The following is a 14,987-nucleotide window of genomic DNA, read 5'->3' as shown; positions in this document are numbered from 1 at the left end:
TGGAGGGTAAAGCTAATGGTCTCCCGGCTTGTCCTGCAACAAAACGGGCCGCCCCATAGTGGAGCGGCCCGTTGCGTTAAGGCTTTATGTGGCCGAGGCCTAGCCGAGCGTATGATACACGGCCTGTACGTCGTCGTCGTCCTCGAACTTCTCGATTAGGTTCATTACTTCTTCCAGCTGGTCGCCTTCGAGGTGCACGGTGGTGTTGGGCACGCGCTGGAGCTGGGCCGATACTACGTTCAGCTGCTTTTCTTCCAGGGCTTTCTGCATCTGGCCGAAGTCGGTGAAGGCAGTTTCCACCACAATGTACTCCTTCACGTTGCCGTGCTCGTCTTCCTCCTGGTCGGCGTACACGTCTTCGGCGCCAGCGTCAATTAGTTCTAGCTCCAGCTCGTCGAGGTCGAGGCCTTCGGCGGCTAGCTTGAACACGCCTTTGCGGGTGAAGGTGTAGTCAGAGGAGCCAGCGGTGCCCAGGGCGCCGTTGCCACGGTTGAAGTACATGCGCACGTTGGCCACAGTGCGGGTGGGGTTGTCGGTGGCGGTTTCGATAACTACGGCCACACCATGAGGGGCGTAGCCCTCATATACTACTTCTTGGTAGTCTTTCTCCTCGCGGGAGCTGGCGCGCTTAATGGCCGCTTCCACGCGGTCTTTGGGCATGTTTACACCCTTGGCGTTCTGAATGGCAGTGCGCAGGCGGGAGTTAGTATCGGGGTTGGAGCCCGATTCCTTCACGGCCATCACGATTTCGCGGCCGATGCGGGTAAAGTCTTTGGACATCCGGTCCCAGCGCTTCATTTTGCGGCCTTTGCGGAATTCAAATGCGCGTCCCATCTATGGTGAATTTGTGAAGTTGTGAAATTGTGAATGTTCGTCCGGCGCGGGTGGGGCCGAAAGGGGCTGCAAGTTAGCAGAAAGCCCGGCGGGGCGCAATCTACTGGCCTAGGCCGAATCCCAAGCCTGCTAGGCCAAGGCATACTATGAAAAATGCAGCTTGGTAAGGTTGGGCAGCTATATTCACAGCCTATGAAGAAGCTATTCTATATGTTAGGCTGCCTGCTGGTGCTGAGCAGCTCACCCGTATTGGCCGTGTCCGAAGACCCCAGCGTGGTGGTAGTGCGCATCTATGAGAGCAGAGCTACAGTGGAGGTCACCGTGGTGCGTGGCACGGGCCAACCTGAGTTCTACAAGTTTGACAGCGGTATTAGGCAGAAAGACCTGACTGCAGCAGCCATTGGCTATCAAGAGCTTATCGCGAAGCTATACGCGCAGGGATACATACTGCAGCAAGGCTTGGAAGGAATACAAGGAGAGAATTCAAACTTGCATACCCTGATTTTCGTGAAGGCCCCTGCCCGTAACTAAGCGCTATGAAAAAAATATTGTGCATCGTGGGGTGCTTGCTGGTATTGGGCAGCTCCCCCGTGCTGGCCGTGGCCGAAGAGCCTAGTGTAGTACTAGTCCGTACCTATGAAAATGGGATTGGCAAGCCGCAAATCGTCATTGTGCGAGATACGGGTGCCCCAGAAGTCATGAGAGTGAAATACGAGGACTACTTAGTGACGTATCGAAAGGTCATAGCCGACCTGTATGCCCAGGGGTATACGTTACAAAGTTCGATGGCAGTAGGTGAGAAGGGGCCTTACCTCGGCACTATGATCTTTGTGAAAGCAGCAAAGCCATAAGTACTTTCAGAGCTGCACCATTGTGCGCTGCTCCCCAAGAAAGAAACTGTATTGTTACGTTACGCCTAGGCCACCAGAGTACTACAGCAGCAATATTTCGCACTCCCGCAAAGAAGGATAGCCCCCCTTCACGTGTGAACCGCAACCAGAGTGCCCGCACCACAGAGTATAGCAGCCGTTCCAGTTGCCAGTCCATCTGGTTAGCGGCCAGTTACTACTGTAGGTAGTGGCCTAGAGAGGACAGAGGTGGGTTAAGCCTCGGTTTCAGTAGGGAAATCCTCGGCTGGGCCCGATGAGCAATTGCGGTAGATGCGTTCCAGAGCCTGACGCAAGTGGTCGAGGTCGGTTTCGCTGAGACCATCTAGGGCAATAGCACGGTTATTAAGCACAACGGGGTGCACGGCCGCCAAGGCAGCTTCCCCAGCCTGCGATACCCGCAAGCGGCTGCGCCGCCCATCGTTGGGTTGGGGCTCTGAGTCGAGTAGGCCCCGCCGAAGTAGCAAGGCGAGAATACGGGCCACGGAGGCCTGATCCTTAAATACCCGTTCGGCAATCTCAGTCTGGGTTAAATCATCGTGCTCTTCCAGCACGCGCAGCACCAGCCACTGGTCAACAGTGATGTCAACCCCGGCCTTATCTATGTTAGCTTGAGCAAACCGGCGGTATTGGCGGATAGCTTTATCCAGGGAATAGAAGATAATGTTGGATAACATGGGCGGCAGGGAATGGGGCTGAGGGCGGTAGTTAGGCCATTACGGGCGGGTGAAGGTAGGGTAAAGCATATAAATTGGCCGATGGCCTCTAATTATGTGCCCGCCAGCAAGGTGCCAGTGACCAGCTTTTTGTCACAGCTATACGGGCTAATCAACTCAAGGAAATGAGTAACACTTCCTTTTGCCGGAGCCCCGGCACACGCGGGCCGGCCCCAGCTAGCCCCCCTGCATCTCCCCAAACGAAGCCTAGCAACAGGCGAGCCTAGCACCTGATACAGCACCCGGGTATTCGCGCGGCAGGGTTACTGCTGCCGCAAAGTGTAAATGCTTTTGTTGCCGGCAGGGTAGCCATCAATAGTGAGCGTCAGGAGGCCATTGCGCAGTTGAAAGCGGCCCTGATCAGTGCGCGGCTGCCCTTTCTTATCGGTGTAGGAGAAGGAGATACGGTCGCCGGTGAAGGTGAAGCGGCCATCCTGATCGAAGTTCATAACGCCACCGTTGGCAGACAGCGTCAGGCGCTTCTGGTAGGTGCCATTGGGGCGGAGGGTAAGGGTGCCGCCCACGCCCTGGGCAGCCATTGGCTCAGGGCTAGTACCTTTGTCGAGGATGGAGTAGGAGAGGTAGCTGTAGGTGGTAAAGAAGGAAGTAGCCAGCTTAGGTACCGACTTTGTTGGCCGTTGCGCCCACGCTGCCGGCGTTGCAATACTTAGAGTAAGGGCTAGTAAAAAAACGCGAAGTATCATGCTGCAAGGTACAACTTGCCGCAGTAGGCCACTCCGAATGCAGCCGCCCGCAATGGCAAAGTGGGCGTTACGCTGAGCGAAGTCAAAGAGCCTGCACCGCTTCATTGGTAGGCCAGTTGGCTGGTGGTAGAGATGCTTCGGCAAGTGCAGCATGACGAGCTATAGCCTGAAGCGGCTAGAATGGGTGACCTGCCAGGGTACTCTACACGCTATCTACTACAAACAGTAAGCTTGGTGCCAGAATCTGCTACATTTCGGGCCTAGCAACCCAACCACAGCAATGGCTACTTTTCTAAGAGAACTGATTCTGCCGGCGACTGAGCTACCAGAAGCAGACGTGTGTCTGGTAGGCCTGCCCCTCGACTTCGGAACGGTGCTGGAGGGCGGCCGGGCGGGCGCGGCCGGTGCCCCCGATGCCATTCGGCGGGAGTTGCGCCGCTACCACAAAACCTACAACCTAGAGCACAATGTGCGCCTCGATGGCCTGCGCATTGCCGATGCCGGCAACCTCTCGCTAGGCCACCCTGAACATCCGCACAATCACCAAACCATTCGGCAGGAGCTAGCCCGGCTCCTAGGCCAGTACCCGAGAGTAATAGTGCTGGGTGGCTCCCACGATGGCACCTACAGCACCGTGCGCGGCCTGTTTGATGCGCATACTGGCCAGGCCGTTAGTGGTATCAACCTCGATGCTCACGCCGATGTGAAAGACAAGCCAGACATAATCAGTAGCGGCACCCCCTTCGGTAAGCTGCTGCGCGAAGGCTTCCTAACCGGGGAGCGGTTCACCGAAATCGGGCTGCATTCTAACCTCAACACCTGGGAAGATATTGACTTCCTGCACCAGCAAGGCGCCCATATTGTACCCTTGGCCCACGTGCAGGCCGATGGTATGCCCGAATACATGAACCGGGCTCTACGCCGCTTAGAAGGCCCCGCCTTTGTTAGTTTTGATATGGATGGTTGCGCCGAAGCGTATGCGCCGGCCGTGTCGGCACCGAGTGCAGACGGCTTCACGCCGCGTCAAGCTACTGAGGCTGCTTTCCTGGCTGGGCGCAGCGAGCGGGTGCAGCTGTTTGAGGTAGTGGAGTTCAATCCCATCTTCGACCGCGACAACCAGACCGCCCGCTTGGCGGCTACCATTATCACAGCCTACCTCACGGGGCTAGCGGCCCGCAAACAGGCCTAGGCCAGTAGAAGCAAGCCCCCAAACACCCGCGGTAAAGCTGCTCATCAGCACAAGAAACCTACCTGCATAAAAGCAATAAGGCCCGTGCGCAAGCACGGGCCTTGTTACGTTACCGGCCGTAGTTGCCGGGAACTACTACTTCGCGGCCGTGCACAAACGGCTTTTCGCCGGTGCGGTAAATGCGCTCTGGATCGGGATACTTCTTGGGGTACTCGTTTTGCTTCTTCTTCTGCTGCTTTTTGATCAGCAAGGCAGCGCCTACCAAGGCACCCAAGCTTACGCCCGCAATAGCCAGCTTGGTCCGGATGGGGTCGGAGGGAGCGGGCGGCAGGTAGACCACACCATTCTCATCGAGGCAGGCGGGGTCTTGTACGTAGCGGCCCGAAGTGGGCATGGGAAACTCATCGGCTAGGCGCTGTAGGCCAGCCGCTGCTTCGGCACCCTGAATGACCGGTCCGTGGCCGCAGCCAACTGCCTGAGGCTGGAGAGCCGCCAGCTTCTGCACCGATTCTTTCACCTGCTGCCAGTTGTAGTTAAATGGCGCGCCTGCCACGCTAATTTTGGGCACCTGCAGCAGCAGCTGGGGCACCGACTCATGGTTGGCCGTAGCGAAGGCATCGGCGCCAATGAGCGTGCGGTCTTTCTCGCGGAACAGGGCAATCTGGCCGGGCGCGTGGCCTGGTACATGAATCCATTGCCAGTCGGGCAGGAAGGGCGGGTCGGTATCGTTGCCCGGCAGGGGCTGCACAAAGTCGGAGAGCTGGAACGATTGGGGCGGGAAGAACCGCGCTACGAAGGCCAGCGAGCCGCCACCCTGCACGGTAGGGTCGGCGGGTGGATACACGGCGCGGGCCGTCAGGTAAGGCATTTCCAGCGGATGAGCCAACACGGGCACCTTCCAGTGCTCAGCCAGAGCCTGCGCCGAGCCGGAATGGTCCATGTGGCCGTGGGTCAGGATAATAGCCTCGGGGTGGGTGCCAGGGTAGAATAGCTTGTCGGCGGTAGCAATAATGTCTTTCTCAGAGCCGGGTAGGCCAGTATCCACCAGCACCCATTCGCCGGGCGTGCCGGTTTCCACGAAGTACACGTTGACAAAGCGTTGGATCTGAAGCTGGGTCACGCCAGCGGCTACTTGGTTCATACTCGTCAGTCGGTTAAGTGTAGCAAGGAGTACGCAGATTTGCCGTTTAGGGCTGATGCTACCAAGGAAAACTATTGGCTTGCCAAAAGTAGGAGTAGGGCAGAAACGCAAAAAGCCCCTCCAGAAGGAGAGGCTTTTTGTACAGGGTTAGAAAGCTAAAGGAGCTTACTGAGCCGTGGTGCCACCAGCCGTGCTGCCGCCTGCGGTCGAGCCGCCAGCAGTAGAGCCACCGGCCGTAGTACCAGCGGTAGTACCGCCAGCCGTGCTGCCCGTGGTGCCGCCCGTAGTGGTGCTAGCCGTAGAGCCACCAGCGGTAGAGCCACCCGACGTGGTGCTGCCCGAAGTAGAGCCACCCGTGGTAGAGCCGGTGCTGCCGGTGCTGCCCGTGCTAGCGCCGCCGCCAGCCGTAGAGCCAGCACCCATGTCGCTGCTAGCAGCGCCATCACCGCTCATCGTGGTGTCGGTGCTCATAGTGGTTTCAGTAGTAGACGACGATGACGACTCAGAGCCTGCGCCGGCTTCGCTGCCTTCGCCAGCGTTGTTGCCGCCGCAAGAGGCGAAAGAGAAGGAGGCCGCAGCCAGAGCTAAAAACAGAACTTTTTTCATGGTGTAGGTTGGATATGGTTGGATTTTAAAGGAAATACTCGCCGATGGTTGGCTGAGAATCTCACTTCATACTGGAAGTGGGAAAGGGTAACCCGGATTTGATTAATAAAATCTTGGTTTTTTTATACGGTTCAGCTTAAAGCCATCAGTGTATTCCGGTGAACAGGCCTAGGTGAGATACCCGCAGAGCATCGTTGTGAGGGCAAACTATGAGCAGTATGCTAGTGAGCTGGGCCGCTCATAGTTTGCCCCATACAAAAAGCCTCTTCAGTAACTGAAGAGGCTTTTTGTATGAAGTTATGAAACGAGCTTGGCTTAGCGGCCCGTAGTGCTACCACCGCCGGCAGTGCTGCCACCGCCAGTTGAGCCACCCGCCGTGCTTCCGCCAGCCGTAGAGCCACCACCGGTGGTGCTGCCGCCCGCAGTAGAGCCGCCCGCTGTGCTACCACCGGCAGTAGAGCCACCAGCCGTGGAGCCGCCGGTTGAACCACCCGTAGTGCCGCCTGCGCTTTGGTCGCCATTGCTAGTAGTGCCGCCACCACCCGAGCCTACGCCCATGGAGCTGGTATCGCTGCTCATGCTGCCGCCGCCACTACCGGAAGCGTCCATTGAGCCGGAGCCCGAGCCAGAAGACCCAGAGCTGCTTTCAGTACCGGAGCCGGAGCCCGAACCGCCGCCAGAGCCGCTGGCACCGCTTTCTTGCTGATTGCCGCCGCAGGAGGCGAAAGTAAACGAAGCCGCCGCTAGGGCGAGAAACAATGTCTTTTTCATGGTGTTGGTGGATTAAATGAATGGAGAGGATCAGAGTCGATTCGGGAACATGTCGACCCAGAATCATGGCTTTATACTCTGAATTGGGAATAGGTAACCATATTTTGAGTAAAAAAATCTTGGTATTTTAATAGTTGTTCAGCTTGCAAACGAAGTTTATTAACGAAGTTGTTGTGCTTCATTCTGTGTTTATTAGTTGAGCTTCACGTAGAGGTATGTAGGCCTGTCTTGCGCTGAAAAGTATTATTTCAGTGAGCAAACTCACTAACAGGTGCCGTCAATGGAGTGGCCTACAGCTGTGATTTGTTTGCTGGGGCGATGCACGGGCAGGAGCAAGGAGTAGGCTTTCGTAGAGGGGGCGCTTTACTCGTTGCCTAGCCTCAGCCAATGAGCAGTTGGGCTACAAGTGCGCTTATTCTAGTGACCCGCTAGGACTACGCAGACCCGAAAAACAGGCGTTGGACCCTGTGCAAAATCAATAACTTGCCACTCCACCCTGACTCCTTCCCACCATGTCGCACGTGCCCGCCCCAACCGCTACTCCCGAGCTAAACTTAGAAGCCACTAGCCAATCCGACGACGTTAATACCCAGGAACAGCAATCGTCTGGTACTCCCGCCTTGAAAGGTGACCGCGCGAGTGCGGTTCGCCCCATGTACTACGAGTACAAGCCCACGGAAATGGTGAGCGCCCAGCACGGCACCACTCTGCGCTGCAAGACCTGGGAGGCCGAGGCGGCCCTGCGCATGCTGGAGAACAACCTCGACCCGGCCGTGAGCCTGGTGTATGATGAGCTGATTGTGTACGGGGGCGCTGGCCGGGCCGCCCGCAACTGGAAGGAGTACCAGACCATAGTAAGCACCCTCAAGAACCTGGAAGCCGACGAAACCATGCTGGTGCAGTCGGGCAAAGCGGTGGGCGTGATTCGGACCTGGGCCCACGCCCCGCGGGTGCTCATTGCCAACAGCAACCTAGTGCCCGCCTGGAGCACCCAGGAGTACTTCGATGAGCTGGACCGCCTAGGCCTGATGATGTACGGGCAAATGACAGCCGGCTCCTGGATTTACATTGCTACCCAGGGCATTTTGCAGGGCACCTACGAAACCTTCGCCGCCGTAGCCGATAAGCACTTCTCGGGCACACTGGCTGGCACCGTAACCATCACGGCGGGCCTGGGCGGCATGAGCGGCGCCCAGCCCCTGGCCGTAACCATGAACGATGGCGTGTGCCTAGTGATAGAGCCCATTGATGCCCGCGTGAAGCAGAAGGTGCAGGAAGGCTACCTCGACGAGCAGGCCCGCGACCTGGACCACGCCCTGGAGCTGATGGAGCAGTACAAGCAGGTGCGCCAGGGCTGGAGCATCGGCCTGACCGGTAACGCCGCCACCGTGTTGTCCGAACTGCTGCAGCGGGGCTATATGGCTGACATCGTCACGGACCAAACCTCGGCTCACGACCTGATGGACTACATTCCCGAGGGCGGTATTGCGGAGGTGCTGCAGCTGCGCAAGGAGAACCCCGAGGAGTTCAAGCGCCGGGCGCTGGCCTCCATCGTGAAGCACTGCCAGGCCATACTGGACATGCAGGCCGCCGGCAGCGTGGCCCTCGACTACGGCAACAATCTGCGCGGACAGGCCGAGAAAGGTGGCCTACAGGTGCGCGACGAGCACGGGCAGTTCCTGTACCCCGGCTTCGTGCCCGGCTACATCCGGCCGCTGTTCTGCGAGGGCAAAGGCCCATTCCGCTGGGCCGCCCTCTCCGGCGACCCGCAGGACATTCTGCGCATCGACCGCGCCCTGCTCGAAACCTTCCCCGACAACCAACTACTGCGCCGCTGGATTGAAAAGGCCCAGGCCAAAGTACCCTTCATTGGCCTACCGGCCCGCGTGTGCTGGCTGGGTTACGGCGAGCGAGAGAAGTTCGGCCTGGTCATCAACGACCTGGTGGCCCGCGGCGAAGTCTCGGCCCCCATCGTCATCGGCCGCGACCACCTCGACTGCGGCTCCGTGGCCTCGCCCAACCGCGAAACCGAAGGCATGCAGGACGGCTCCGACGCCGTAGCCGACTGGCCTCTGCTCAACGCCCTGGCCAACTGCGCCTCCGGCGCCGACTGGGTGAGCCTACACAACGGCGGTGGCGTGGGCATCGGCAACAGCACCCACGCCGGCATGGTGATAGTAGCCACCGGCACCCCCGAAAAAGCCGAGCGCCTGCGCCGCGTGCTCACCACCGACCCCGGCATGGGTATCTTCCGCCACGCCGACGCCGGCTACGAGCTGGCCCAGCAAGTAGCCGAGGAGCGCAGGGTGAAAATTCCGGGCCAGAGTAAGTAGTGAAATCGAGTATATGCAAATCAATGTAGCCGAGTTGGACTGGAAGGACGTGAAGAAGTATATCTACTCCCCCAATGGGTCCTTGCCAGATACCTATGTTTTAGACACTACTCGCGCTGATTGGGAAACGTGGACAAACTTTGTAAATGCTACCTACAGAGTCATTTTCCGTGATGCATATGAGCAGGAACACGAGAAAATAGACTTTGCAGCAGTCTTACAATGCTGGGACAAGAATGAGACAGATGGCTGGCCTTTCGCAAGCGTTTTCGTAGGTAATATTCAGGTCAATTGCTTCTTCTTAGCCGAGGACGCTATTGATGGAGACATTGACACAAAGCAATTTGAGCAAGCCAATGACCACTTAGGACTAATGGAGTACTTAACAAGCCTCTCCAAGCTACTAAAGAAGCGAGTCGTATTGGTAGAGGAAGGTACAAGGCTGGAAGCAAACAATCATTTTGACCCTGCCCCTATTATTATTGTTGACCATGATATAGTGGTTGCCAATGCTTACTGGCTTGATGCTTCAAAGTAGCCCTACTGCCAGTTAGCGTAGGGTCTGAAGAATGAACAACGCCGCTTAAGGAAACTCAGGTGGCGTCGTTCGTTTTTCAGACCCTGCTACAAAAAAGCAAAACGCCCACTTCCCCTGTTTACCACCCTGCGCCGATACATCATTGGTGCACGAACTAAACAACACAGCTATGAACATCGGAATCATTGGTGCCGGCAACATCGGCAGCGCCCTGGCCGTGCGGCTCACCAGCCTAGGCCACTCGGTTTACATTGCTAACTCCCGCGGCCCCGAGACGCTACAGGACGTGGCCCAGAAAACCGGCGCTACGCCCGTTACAGCCGAGGAAGCCGCCCAGCGCGGCACCGACCTAATTGTGGTAACCATTCCGCTGAAAAACATCCCTGACCTGCCCAAAGACCTGTTCGAGGGCGTACCGGCCGAGGTGCCCGTCATCGACACGAGCAATTACTACCCGATGCTGCGCGACGGCAAGATGCCCGAGCTGGAAACCGGCAGCCTCACCGAGAGCGAGTGGGTGCAGCAGCACCTGGGCCGCCCGGTGGTGAAAGTGTTCAACAACATCTACGCCGACCACCTGGAGAACAAGGGCCAGCCCGCCGGTACGCCCGGCCGCATTGCCCTGCCCGTAGCCTCCGATGATGATGCTGCCAAGCAGAAAGTAATGGCCCTGGTAGAAGAGCTGGGCTTCGATGCCGTAGACGATGGCACCCTGCACGAGTCGTGGCGGCAGCAGCCCGGCACCCCTTCCTATGGCGCCGATATGCCCGCCGACAAGCTGCGCGAGCATCTGGCCAGCCTCGGCACGGAGCGCACGGAAGCCCAGCACAAAGAATTCCTGGCTAACCACGCCAAGCAGGAGCAGGCCATGGCAGACCAAGGCATCCAGCTGAAGTAGCCGCCTGCTAGCAGGCTATAAATTGGTTTGAAGCCTCCTTGCAGATTACAACCGTCCTGCTGAGCGCAGTCGAGGCATCTCTACTTCTGGCTACTCAACTGGCCTAGGCCTCTGCAACGAAGCAGTAGAGATGCTTGCCTACGGCGACCTTCGGTTCGACAAGCTCAGCAGGACGACTTTTTTACCCGCTCAACTAAAGGAGCTTGTAGCTCGGGCTTGGTAGTGAGTAGAAGGTGTAGTTACATCGCAGCAGCGGTAAAAGGAACAATGCCACCTAAGGAAACTTGGGTGGCGTTGTTCCTTTTAGAGGCAATACCGACAGCCTTTCGGTAGGGCTTATGTGCTTACCTCAAGGTGTGCAAGTGCAGCTAAGAAGTAGGGCGCGCACAGTGTGGAGGTTTGGGGGGAGACGGGCAAATACGCGTAGTTTGTAGCGGCTCTAACCCTTAGCCTCTAATGCGGATACCAGCAGTACTCTCCTTGTTATTTCTAGTCGCCTGTTCCTCGCCGAAGCAGGAAGTAGCGACAGTGCCCGCTGGCTTTGTGGAGCGTAGCGTGGCTTTCAACACTAGGCCTAGCAGGCAGACTTCAAGTGGAAGCATCAGCTTGTATGTGCCGGCGAAATACGATACCCTGCTAACGTGGGCCGATGAGTCGGATACGCCGATGGGAGATAAGGCAAAGTACCGCTTTGTCAGCTCCCGTGGGTGCTTGCTGCAGGAATCGGGCTTCTTTAAGCGGGAAGGCACCTATTGCCGCGACACCCTGGACCGGCTCACCATCTCTGCCCAGCAAAGCAGCGGCGCCGAGGAAAGCCTGGAGGCGGTTGACAGAAGAATCCGTTACTGGGACGAAGTAAGCAAGTCGAAGGGCTCTGCCGCGCTAGTCGTCAAGTCTAAAAAGATAGACGTAATTCATGGCCGGACCTTTTCAGTAGTCTCGTTCGTGGGCGGTACCGAGCTGATAGCGGAGCCATACGAGCAGGTAAGAGCCACTACTGTAATGCACGTGGGGCCGCGTAGCTGGGAAGTGGTGCTGCACTTTGAATGCAAGCAGGCCGACTGCCGCCACCTCACCGAACAGGCCTACACCACCCTCCAGTCGGTTAGAATTGACACGACAGCCCACCGCTAGCAAGCCACTGGTGCCCGCCAGCCAACACATGTTGCTACCCAAAAACACTCAGCAAGCCCCTCTAACGGCCTGCATGGCAGTCACGGCAATGCACTTACTTACACTTGGATATGAAATCAATCATACTCTTTTCGGCGTTGCTGCTGACTCTGGCTGCCTGCCAGAGTAACTCAACTCCCCCGGTTGCCCAAGAGGCTGCGGCGCCGCCGAAGCCGCCCGTACCCCAACCAGCTCCGGCGAGTGGCCTAGAGGCTCCCAACCCCGAGCGGATACAGGACTCTATGGTAACCGTGAATGGGCAGTTGCATAGGGAGCTGACAACGCAGGCGCTGGAACGCCAAATGGGCCGCCCCGACCGGATAGAAAAAGGAGCCGTGGAGTGTGGCAGTCAGCTTGACCTACCCATCGACGCCCCGGAAGGCGACTGGTGGTTTTATGGCAAGACCATGTACGAAGTAAACGGCACCCAAGCCCTGCTGCATAGCTTCGACGTAACGACGGGAAAATTCGCCGGGAAGCTGGGCAAGCTCACCCTCGACCAGAACACCACGCTGGAAGACGTGCGGCGCTACTACCCGGTATCCGTCAAGCAAGCCGAAGAACAAGGTACTAGCCGCGACGAACAAACCATAAGCCTGCCTTTTGAATACCAGGGCGAGATGAGCGATGAATCCTTGAGTCTGCTGTTTAAGAACGGTCGACTGCAGGAGGTAGAGTTCTTTTTCCCGTGCTAGCCTGATGCTAGCGCGCTTCTGTGACGCGTGCCAGCATACAGGCCTAAAGCTCAATAAGCTATCTTTCACCATGCACCACCAAGGAATTGTAGCTCCGGCAAAGCTGCGGGATACCATCCAAGGCTTTTGGTACACCCGCATCAACTTAGCGGAGTTTCCGGCCGGGTTTGAGATAGTGCCCGATGGCTCGGCGGAAATCATTTTCCATTTTGGAAGCTCGTGTAGCATTACTACTGATGGCGGCTTGGAACCCTTGCCCTCGCCGTTTCTGATGGGGCTGCTCAACCAGCCAGTGCGGTTACACGGTGAAAGCCAGTTGGAAGTCATCGGTGTCCGGTGTTTCCCCTGGACGGTGTTCGACCTGCTGGGGCTGCCTGCTGGTGGGGGCGGCGTACGCACCTTCGTGCACCCCATTGTCCAGCTGCAGCCAGAGTTAGCGAAGCTGATTATGGTGGGGAGGGTAGAGGAGGCGCTGGCGCAGGTGCAGCAATACTTTCTGGAAACCCGCCCGCCTATGTCGCCGGATAGCACCCTGAGCAAAGCGGGCGGAGCCATGCGGGCCGCAGGTGGTACGCTGCCGGTAAGCCAGGTAGCGGCGGCAGCCCACGCCACGGTGCGCACCCTAGAGCGCAAGTTCAAGCAGGCCGCCGGCTTCAGCGTGAAAGACGTGTCGGGGCTGCTGCGCTTTGAGCAAGCCCGCAACCATTTGTGGCGGCACCCCGAAGCCAACCTGGCCGCCCTGGCCTACGAGCTGGGCTACACCGACCAGTCTCACCTAAGCCGGGAGTTTAAGCGCTACAGCGGTACCACGCCCGCGGCTTTCGCCCGTAACGCCCGGCAGCGGCAGCAAGGGGTGCAGGAGGCTTTTGTCGCGTTTGTACAAGCCTAGCGCCGGAGCCCGCCAGACTTTTGCGTCTCACTCATGCCCTATGAACGAGACCCTAGAAAGCAACCCAGCCGCGCTACAGCAGGCGGCGTATGATGTTATTGTGGCCGGCGCCGGACCGGTAGGCCTATTCCTTGCCTGCGAGCTGGCCCTGGCGGGTTGCTCCGTCATGGTTCTGGAAAAGGCGGAAGACCCACACTCGCCCCTAAAGCAAATGCCCTTTGGGCTGCGGGGGCTTAATGCGCTATCCATTGAGGCCCTGTATCGTCGGGGGCTGCTCGAGGAGCTGGAGGTACCCAAAAACTTCACCTTTGCCCCAACTGCCGCGCCCGCCGGAGTGAAGGCCAAAGTTAAACCCGGCGGGCACTTTGCCGGCCTACAGTTTCAGCTCGATAAGGTCGACGCCACGCAGTGGCCGTACCGCCTGCCCAGCTCTACCGAAACTCTGCTGATGGCGGAGTTGCAGGAGCTGGAAATGGTGCTGGCCCGCCGCGCAGAATCTCTGGGAGTAACCATCAGGCGCGGACTAGCCATTGTCAATTTTGAGCAAACCCCTGACCTAGTAACCGTGCAGGCCGGCAACCAGGTGTGGCAGGGCCAGTGGCTGGTGGGCTGCGATGGTGCCCGCAGCGCCGTGCGCAAGCTGGGTGGTTTTGCCTTCGATGGCACGGAGCCAGAGTTTACGGGCTACTCGGCTACAGTAGAGCTGGCTGACCCGGAGAAGCTCCAGCCCGGCCGCACCCTCACGCCCGCGGGGATGTACTGGCTGCAGCAGCCCACCTACCTGATCATGCAGAACTTCGACGGCGGGGCCTTTCACCAGAGCCAACAGCCCATCACGCGGGAGTACCTACAGGAGCTGCTCCGCCGCATCTCCGGTACCGACGTTACCATCACGGCCCTGCACATTGCTACCGCCTGGACGGACCGGGCCCGGCAGGCTACCGCCTACCATCACGGGCGGGTACTGCTGGCTGGTGATGCCGCCCATATTCACTCCCCGCTGGGTGGGCAGGGCCTCAACCTAGGCCTAGGCGATGCCATGAACCTGGGCTGGAAGCTCGCTGCTACCATTCAAGGGCAGGCACCAGTCGGCTTGCTGGATAGCTATTACTCAGAACGGCATCCTGTTGGTGCTCAGGTGCTGGATTGGTCCCGGGCCCAGGTAGCCATCATGCAGCCAACTCCGCAAGCCCAAGCGGTGCGAGGCATCATCCAGGATCTGCTCAATATCCGCGACGGAGCCACGTATTTTGCCGGGCGGGTATGGGGCCTTACTACGCACTACGACCTCGGCGGTACTCACTTCTTGGTAGGCCACAGCGCACCGAACTTTCTATTTGAAGACGGCTCAACGCTGGGTGAACTGCTGTGCGACGGCAGGGGAATTTTGCTGGATTTCGATGGGAATGTGGCCCTACAAATGCTGAGCGAAGAATACGGCCCTCGGTTGAAATACGTGACCGCTAAGCCCCAGCAGCCACTGGGCTTGAATGCCCTGCTCATTCGCCCTGATGGGTTTGTGGCGTGGGCGACGGACGGTGCACCTGATGCGCAGGCAATCCGGCAGGTGGCGGTGCGTTGGTTTGTTGGCTCGTCAAACACCCTGCTGTAGC

Annotated in this window: 16 protein-coding genes; 10 read left to right on the top strand and 6 right to left on the bottom strand. The window is 58.3% G+C overall.

Going from position 1 to position 14,987, the window contains the following annotated elements; translation table 11 throughout:
• Nucleotides 1-99 precede the first annotated feature (99 nt).
• Entirely contained in the window at nt 100-834 is a 735-nt protein-coding gene (locus EU557_RS01570; RefSeq protein WP_135528664.1) for a YebC/PmpR family DNA-binding transcriptional regulator, read from the bottom strand.
• Nucleotides 835-1,026: 192 nt separating this feature from the next.
• Here EU557_RS01570 and EU557_RS01565 point away from each other — a divergent pair, with 192 nt between their 5' ends.
• A complete protein-coding gene (locus tag EU557_RS01565; protein WP_135528663.1) occupies nt 1,027-1,365 on the top strand; it encodes a hypothetical protein in 339 nt (112 codons plus the stop codon).
• Nucleotides 1,366-1,370: 5 nt separating this feature from the next.
• A complete protein-coding gene (locus EU557_RS01560) occupies nt 1,371-1,685 on the top strand; it encodes a hypothetical protein (RefSeq protein ID WP_135528662.1) in 315 nt (104 codons plus the stop codon).
• A 251-nt stretch (nt 1,686-1,936) separates the two neighbouring features.
• On the opposite strand, the gene EU557_RS01555 is transcribed toward EU557_RS01560, so the two are convergent.
• Together EU557_RS01555 and EU557_RS01550 are read right to left on the bottom strand one after the other, a co-directional pair.
• Nucleotides 1,937-2,398 (bottom strand): MarR family winged helix-turn-helix transcriptional regulator, encoded by a 462-nt coding sequence (locus EU557_RS01555; RefSeq protein WP_135528661.1) that lies wholly within the window; start codon nt 2,396-2,398, stop codon nt 1,937-1,939.
• Nucleotides 2,399-2,700: 302 nt separating this feature from the next.
• Entirely contained in the window at nt 2,701-3,141 is a 441-nt protein-coding gene (locus tag EU557_RS01550) for a hypothetical protein (RefSeq protein ID WP_135528660.1), read from the bottom strand.
• Between the two features lie 280 nt (nt 3,142-3,421).
• Here EU557_RS01550 and EU557_RS01545 point away from each other — a divergent pair, with 280 nt between their 5' ends.
• Nucleotides 3,422-4,330 carry an arginase family protein gene (locus EU557_RS01545; RefSeq protein ID WP_135528659.1) on the top strand — a complete coding sequence of 303 codons (909 nt, stop codon included), beginning with the start codon at nt 3,422-3,424 and terminating at the stop codon, nt 4,328-4,330.
• A gap of 109 nt (nt 4,331-4,439) precedes the next feature.
• On the opposite strand, the gene EU557_RS01540 is transcribed toward EU557_RS01545, so the two are convergent.
• The 3 genes from EU557_RS01540 to EU557_RS01530 form a co-directional block, all read right to left on the bottom strand.
• Nucleotides 4,440-5,471 carry an MBL fold metallo-hydrolase gene (locus EU557_RS01540; RefSeq protein WP_135528658.1) on the bottom strand — a complete coding sequence of 344 codons (1,032 nt, stop codon included), beginning with the start codon at nt 5,469-5,471 and terminating at the stop codon, nt 4,440-4,442.
• 165 nt (nt 5,472-5,636) lie between these two features.
• Nucleotides 5,637-6,077 carry a hypothetical protein gene (locus EU557_RS01535; RefSeq protein ID WP_135528657.1) on the bottom strand — a complete coding sequence of 147 codons (441 nt, stop codon included), beginning with the start codon at nt 6,075-6,077 and terminating at the stop codon, nt 5,637-5,639.
• Nucleotides 6,078-6,392: 315 nt separating this feature from the next.
• Nucleotides 6,393-6,848 (bottom strand): hypothetical protein, encoded by a 456-nt coding sequence (locus EU557_RS01530; protein ID WP_135528656.1) that lies wholly within the window; start codon nt 6,846-6,848, stop codon nt 6,393-6,395.
• A 512-nt stretch (nt 6,849-7,360) separates the two neighbouring features.
• Between EU557_RS01530 and hutU the strand changes: the two genes are divergently transcribed.
• From hutU to EU557_RS01495, 7 genes are all read left to right on the top strand, one after another.
• Nucleotides 7,361-9,181, top strand: a complete 1,821-nt coding sequence (gene hutU, locus EU557_RS01525; protein WP_210115962.1) for a urocanate hydratase — start codon at nt 7,361-7,363, stop codon at nt 9,179-9,181.
• A gap of 13 nt (nt 9,182-9,194) precedes the next feature.
• Nucleotides 9,195-9,719, top strand: a complete 525-nt coding sequence (locus EU557_RS01520) for a hypothetical protein (RefSeq protein WP_135528655.1) — start codon at nt 9,195-9,197, stop codon at nt 9,717-9,719.
• 145 nt (nt 9,720-9,864) lie between these two features.
• The gene (locus EU557_RS01515; RefSeq protein ID WP_425351915.1) at nt 9,865-10,617 is read left to right on the top strand and encodes an NADPH-dependent F420 reductase; all 753 of its coding nucleotides are present in this window, start codon (nt 9,865-9,867) and stop codon (nt 10,615-10,617) included.
• Nucleotides 10,618-11,097: 480 nt separating this feature from the next.
• Entirely contained in the window at nt 11,098-11,751 is a 654-nt protein-coding gene (locus EU557_RS01510) for a hypothetical protein (RefSeq protein WP_135528653.1), read from the top strand.
• 110 nt (nt 11,752-11,861) lie between these two features.
• Nucleotides 11,862-12,485, top strand: a complete 624-nt coding sequence (locus EU557_RS01505; RefSeq protein ID WP_135528652.1) for a hypothetical protein — start codon at nt 11,862-11,864, stop codon at nt 12,483-12,485.
• Nucleotides 12,486-12,555: 70 nt separating this feature from the next.
• Nucleotides 12,556-13,374, top strand: coding sequence for a helix-turn-helix domain-containing protein (locus tag EU557_RS01500; protein WP_135528651.1), 819 nt, complete (start codon nt 12,556-12,558; stop codon nt 13,372-13,374).
• A gap of 40 nt (nt 13,375-13,414) precedes the next feature.
• Entirely contained in the window at nt 13,415-14,986 is a 1,572-nt protein-coding gene (locus EU557_RS01495) for an FAD-dependent monooxygenase (RefSeq protein WP_135528650.1), read from the top strand.
• Nucleotide 14,987: the final 1 nt, after the last annotated feature.

Source organism: Hymenobacter wooponensis (assembly GCF_004745865.1).
Taxonomy (GTDB): domain Bacteria; phylum Bacteroidota; class Bacteroidia; order Cytophagales; family Hymenobacteraceae; genus Hymenobacter; species Hymenobacter wooponensis.
The sequence above is the reverse complement of the archived record's forward strand: the minus strand, read 5'-3'. Positions and strand labels throughout refer to the sequence as shown.

Coding starts and splice junctions, on each gene's coding strand:
- EU557_RS01505 (WP_135528652.1), top strand. CDS start 11,862: ATGAAATCAATCATACTCTTTTCGGCGTTGCTGCTGACTCTGGCTGCC.
- EU557_RS01565 (WP_135528663.1), top strand. CDS start 1,027: ATGAAGAAGCTATTCTATATGTTAGGCTGCCTGCTGGTGCTGAGCAGC.
- EU557_RS01500 (WP_135528651.1), top strand. CDS start 12,556: ATGCACCACCAAGGAATTGTAGCTCCGGCAAAGCTGCGGGATACCATC.
- EU557_RS01555 (WP_135528661.1), bottom strand. CDS start 2,398: ATGTTATCCAACATTATCTTCTATTCCCTGGATAAAGCTATCCGCCAA.
- EU557_RS01530 (WP_135528656.1), bottom strand. CDS start 6,848: ATGAAAAAGACATTGTTTCTCGCCCTAGCGGCGGCTTCGTTTACTTTC.
- EU557_RS01550 (WP_135528660.1), bottom strand. CDS start 3,141: ATGATACTTCGCGTTTTTTTACTAGCCCTTACTCTAAGTATTGCAACG.
- hutU (WP_210115962.1), top strand. CDS start 7,361: ATGTCGCACGTGCCCGCCCCAACCGCTACTCCCGAGCTAAACTTAGAA.
- EU557_RS01570 (WP_135528664.1), bottom strand. CDS start 834: ATGGGACGCGCATTTGAATTCCGCAAAGGCCGCAAAATGAAGCGCTGG.
- EU557_RS01560 (WP_135528662.1), top strand. CDS start 1,371: ATGAAAAAAATATTGTGCATCGTGGGGTGCTTGCTGGTATTGGGCAGC.
- EU557_RS01520 (WP_135528655.1), top strand. CDS start 9,195: ATGCAAATCAATGTAGCCGAGTTGGACTGGAAGGACGTGAAGAAGTAT.
- EU557_RS01545 (WP_135528659.1), top strand. CDS start 3,422: ATGGCTACTTTTCTAAGAGAACTGATTCTGCCGGCGACTGAGCTACCA.
- EU557_RS01495 (WP_135528650.1), top strand. CDS start 13,415: ATGAACGAGACCCTAGAAAGCAACCCAGCCGCGCTACAGCAGGCGGCG.
- EU557_RS01535 (WP_135528657.1), bottom strand. CDS start 6,077: ATGAAAAAAGTTCTGTTTTTAGCTCTGGCTGCGGCCTCCTTCTCTTTC.
- EU557_RS01540 (WP_135528658.1), bottom strand. CDS start 5,471: ATGAACCAAGTAGCCGCTGGCGTGACCCAGCTTCAGATCCAACGCTTT.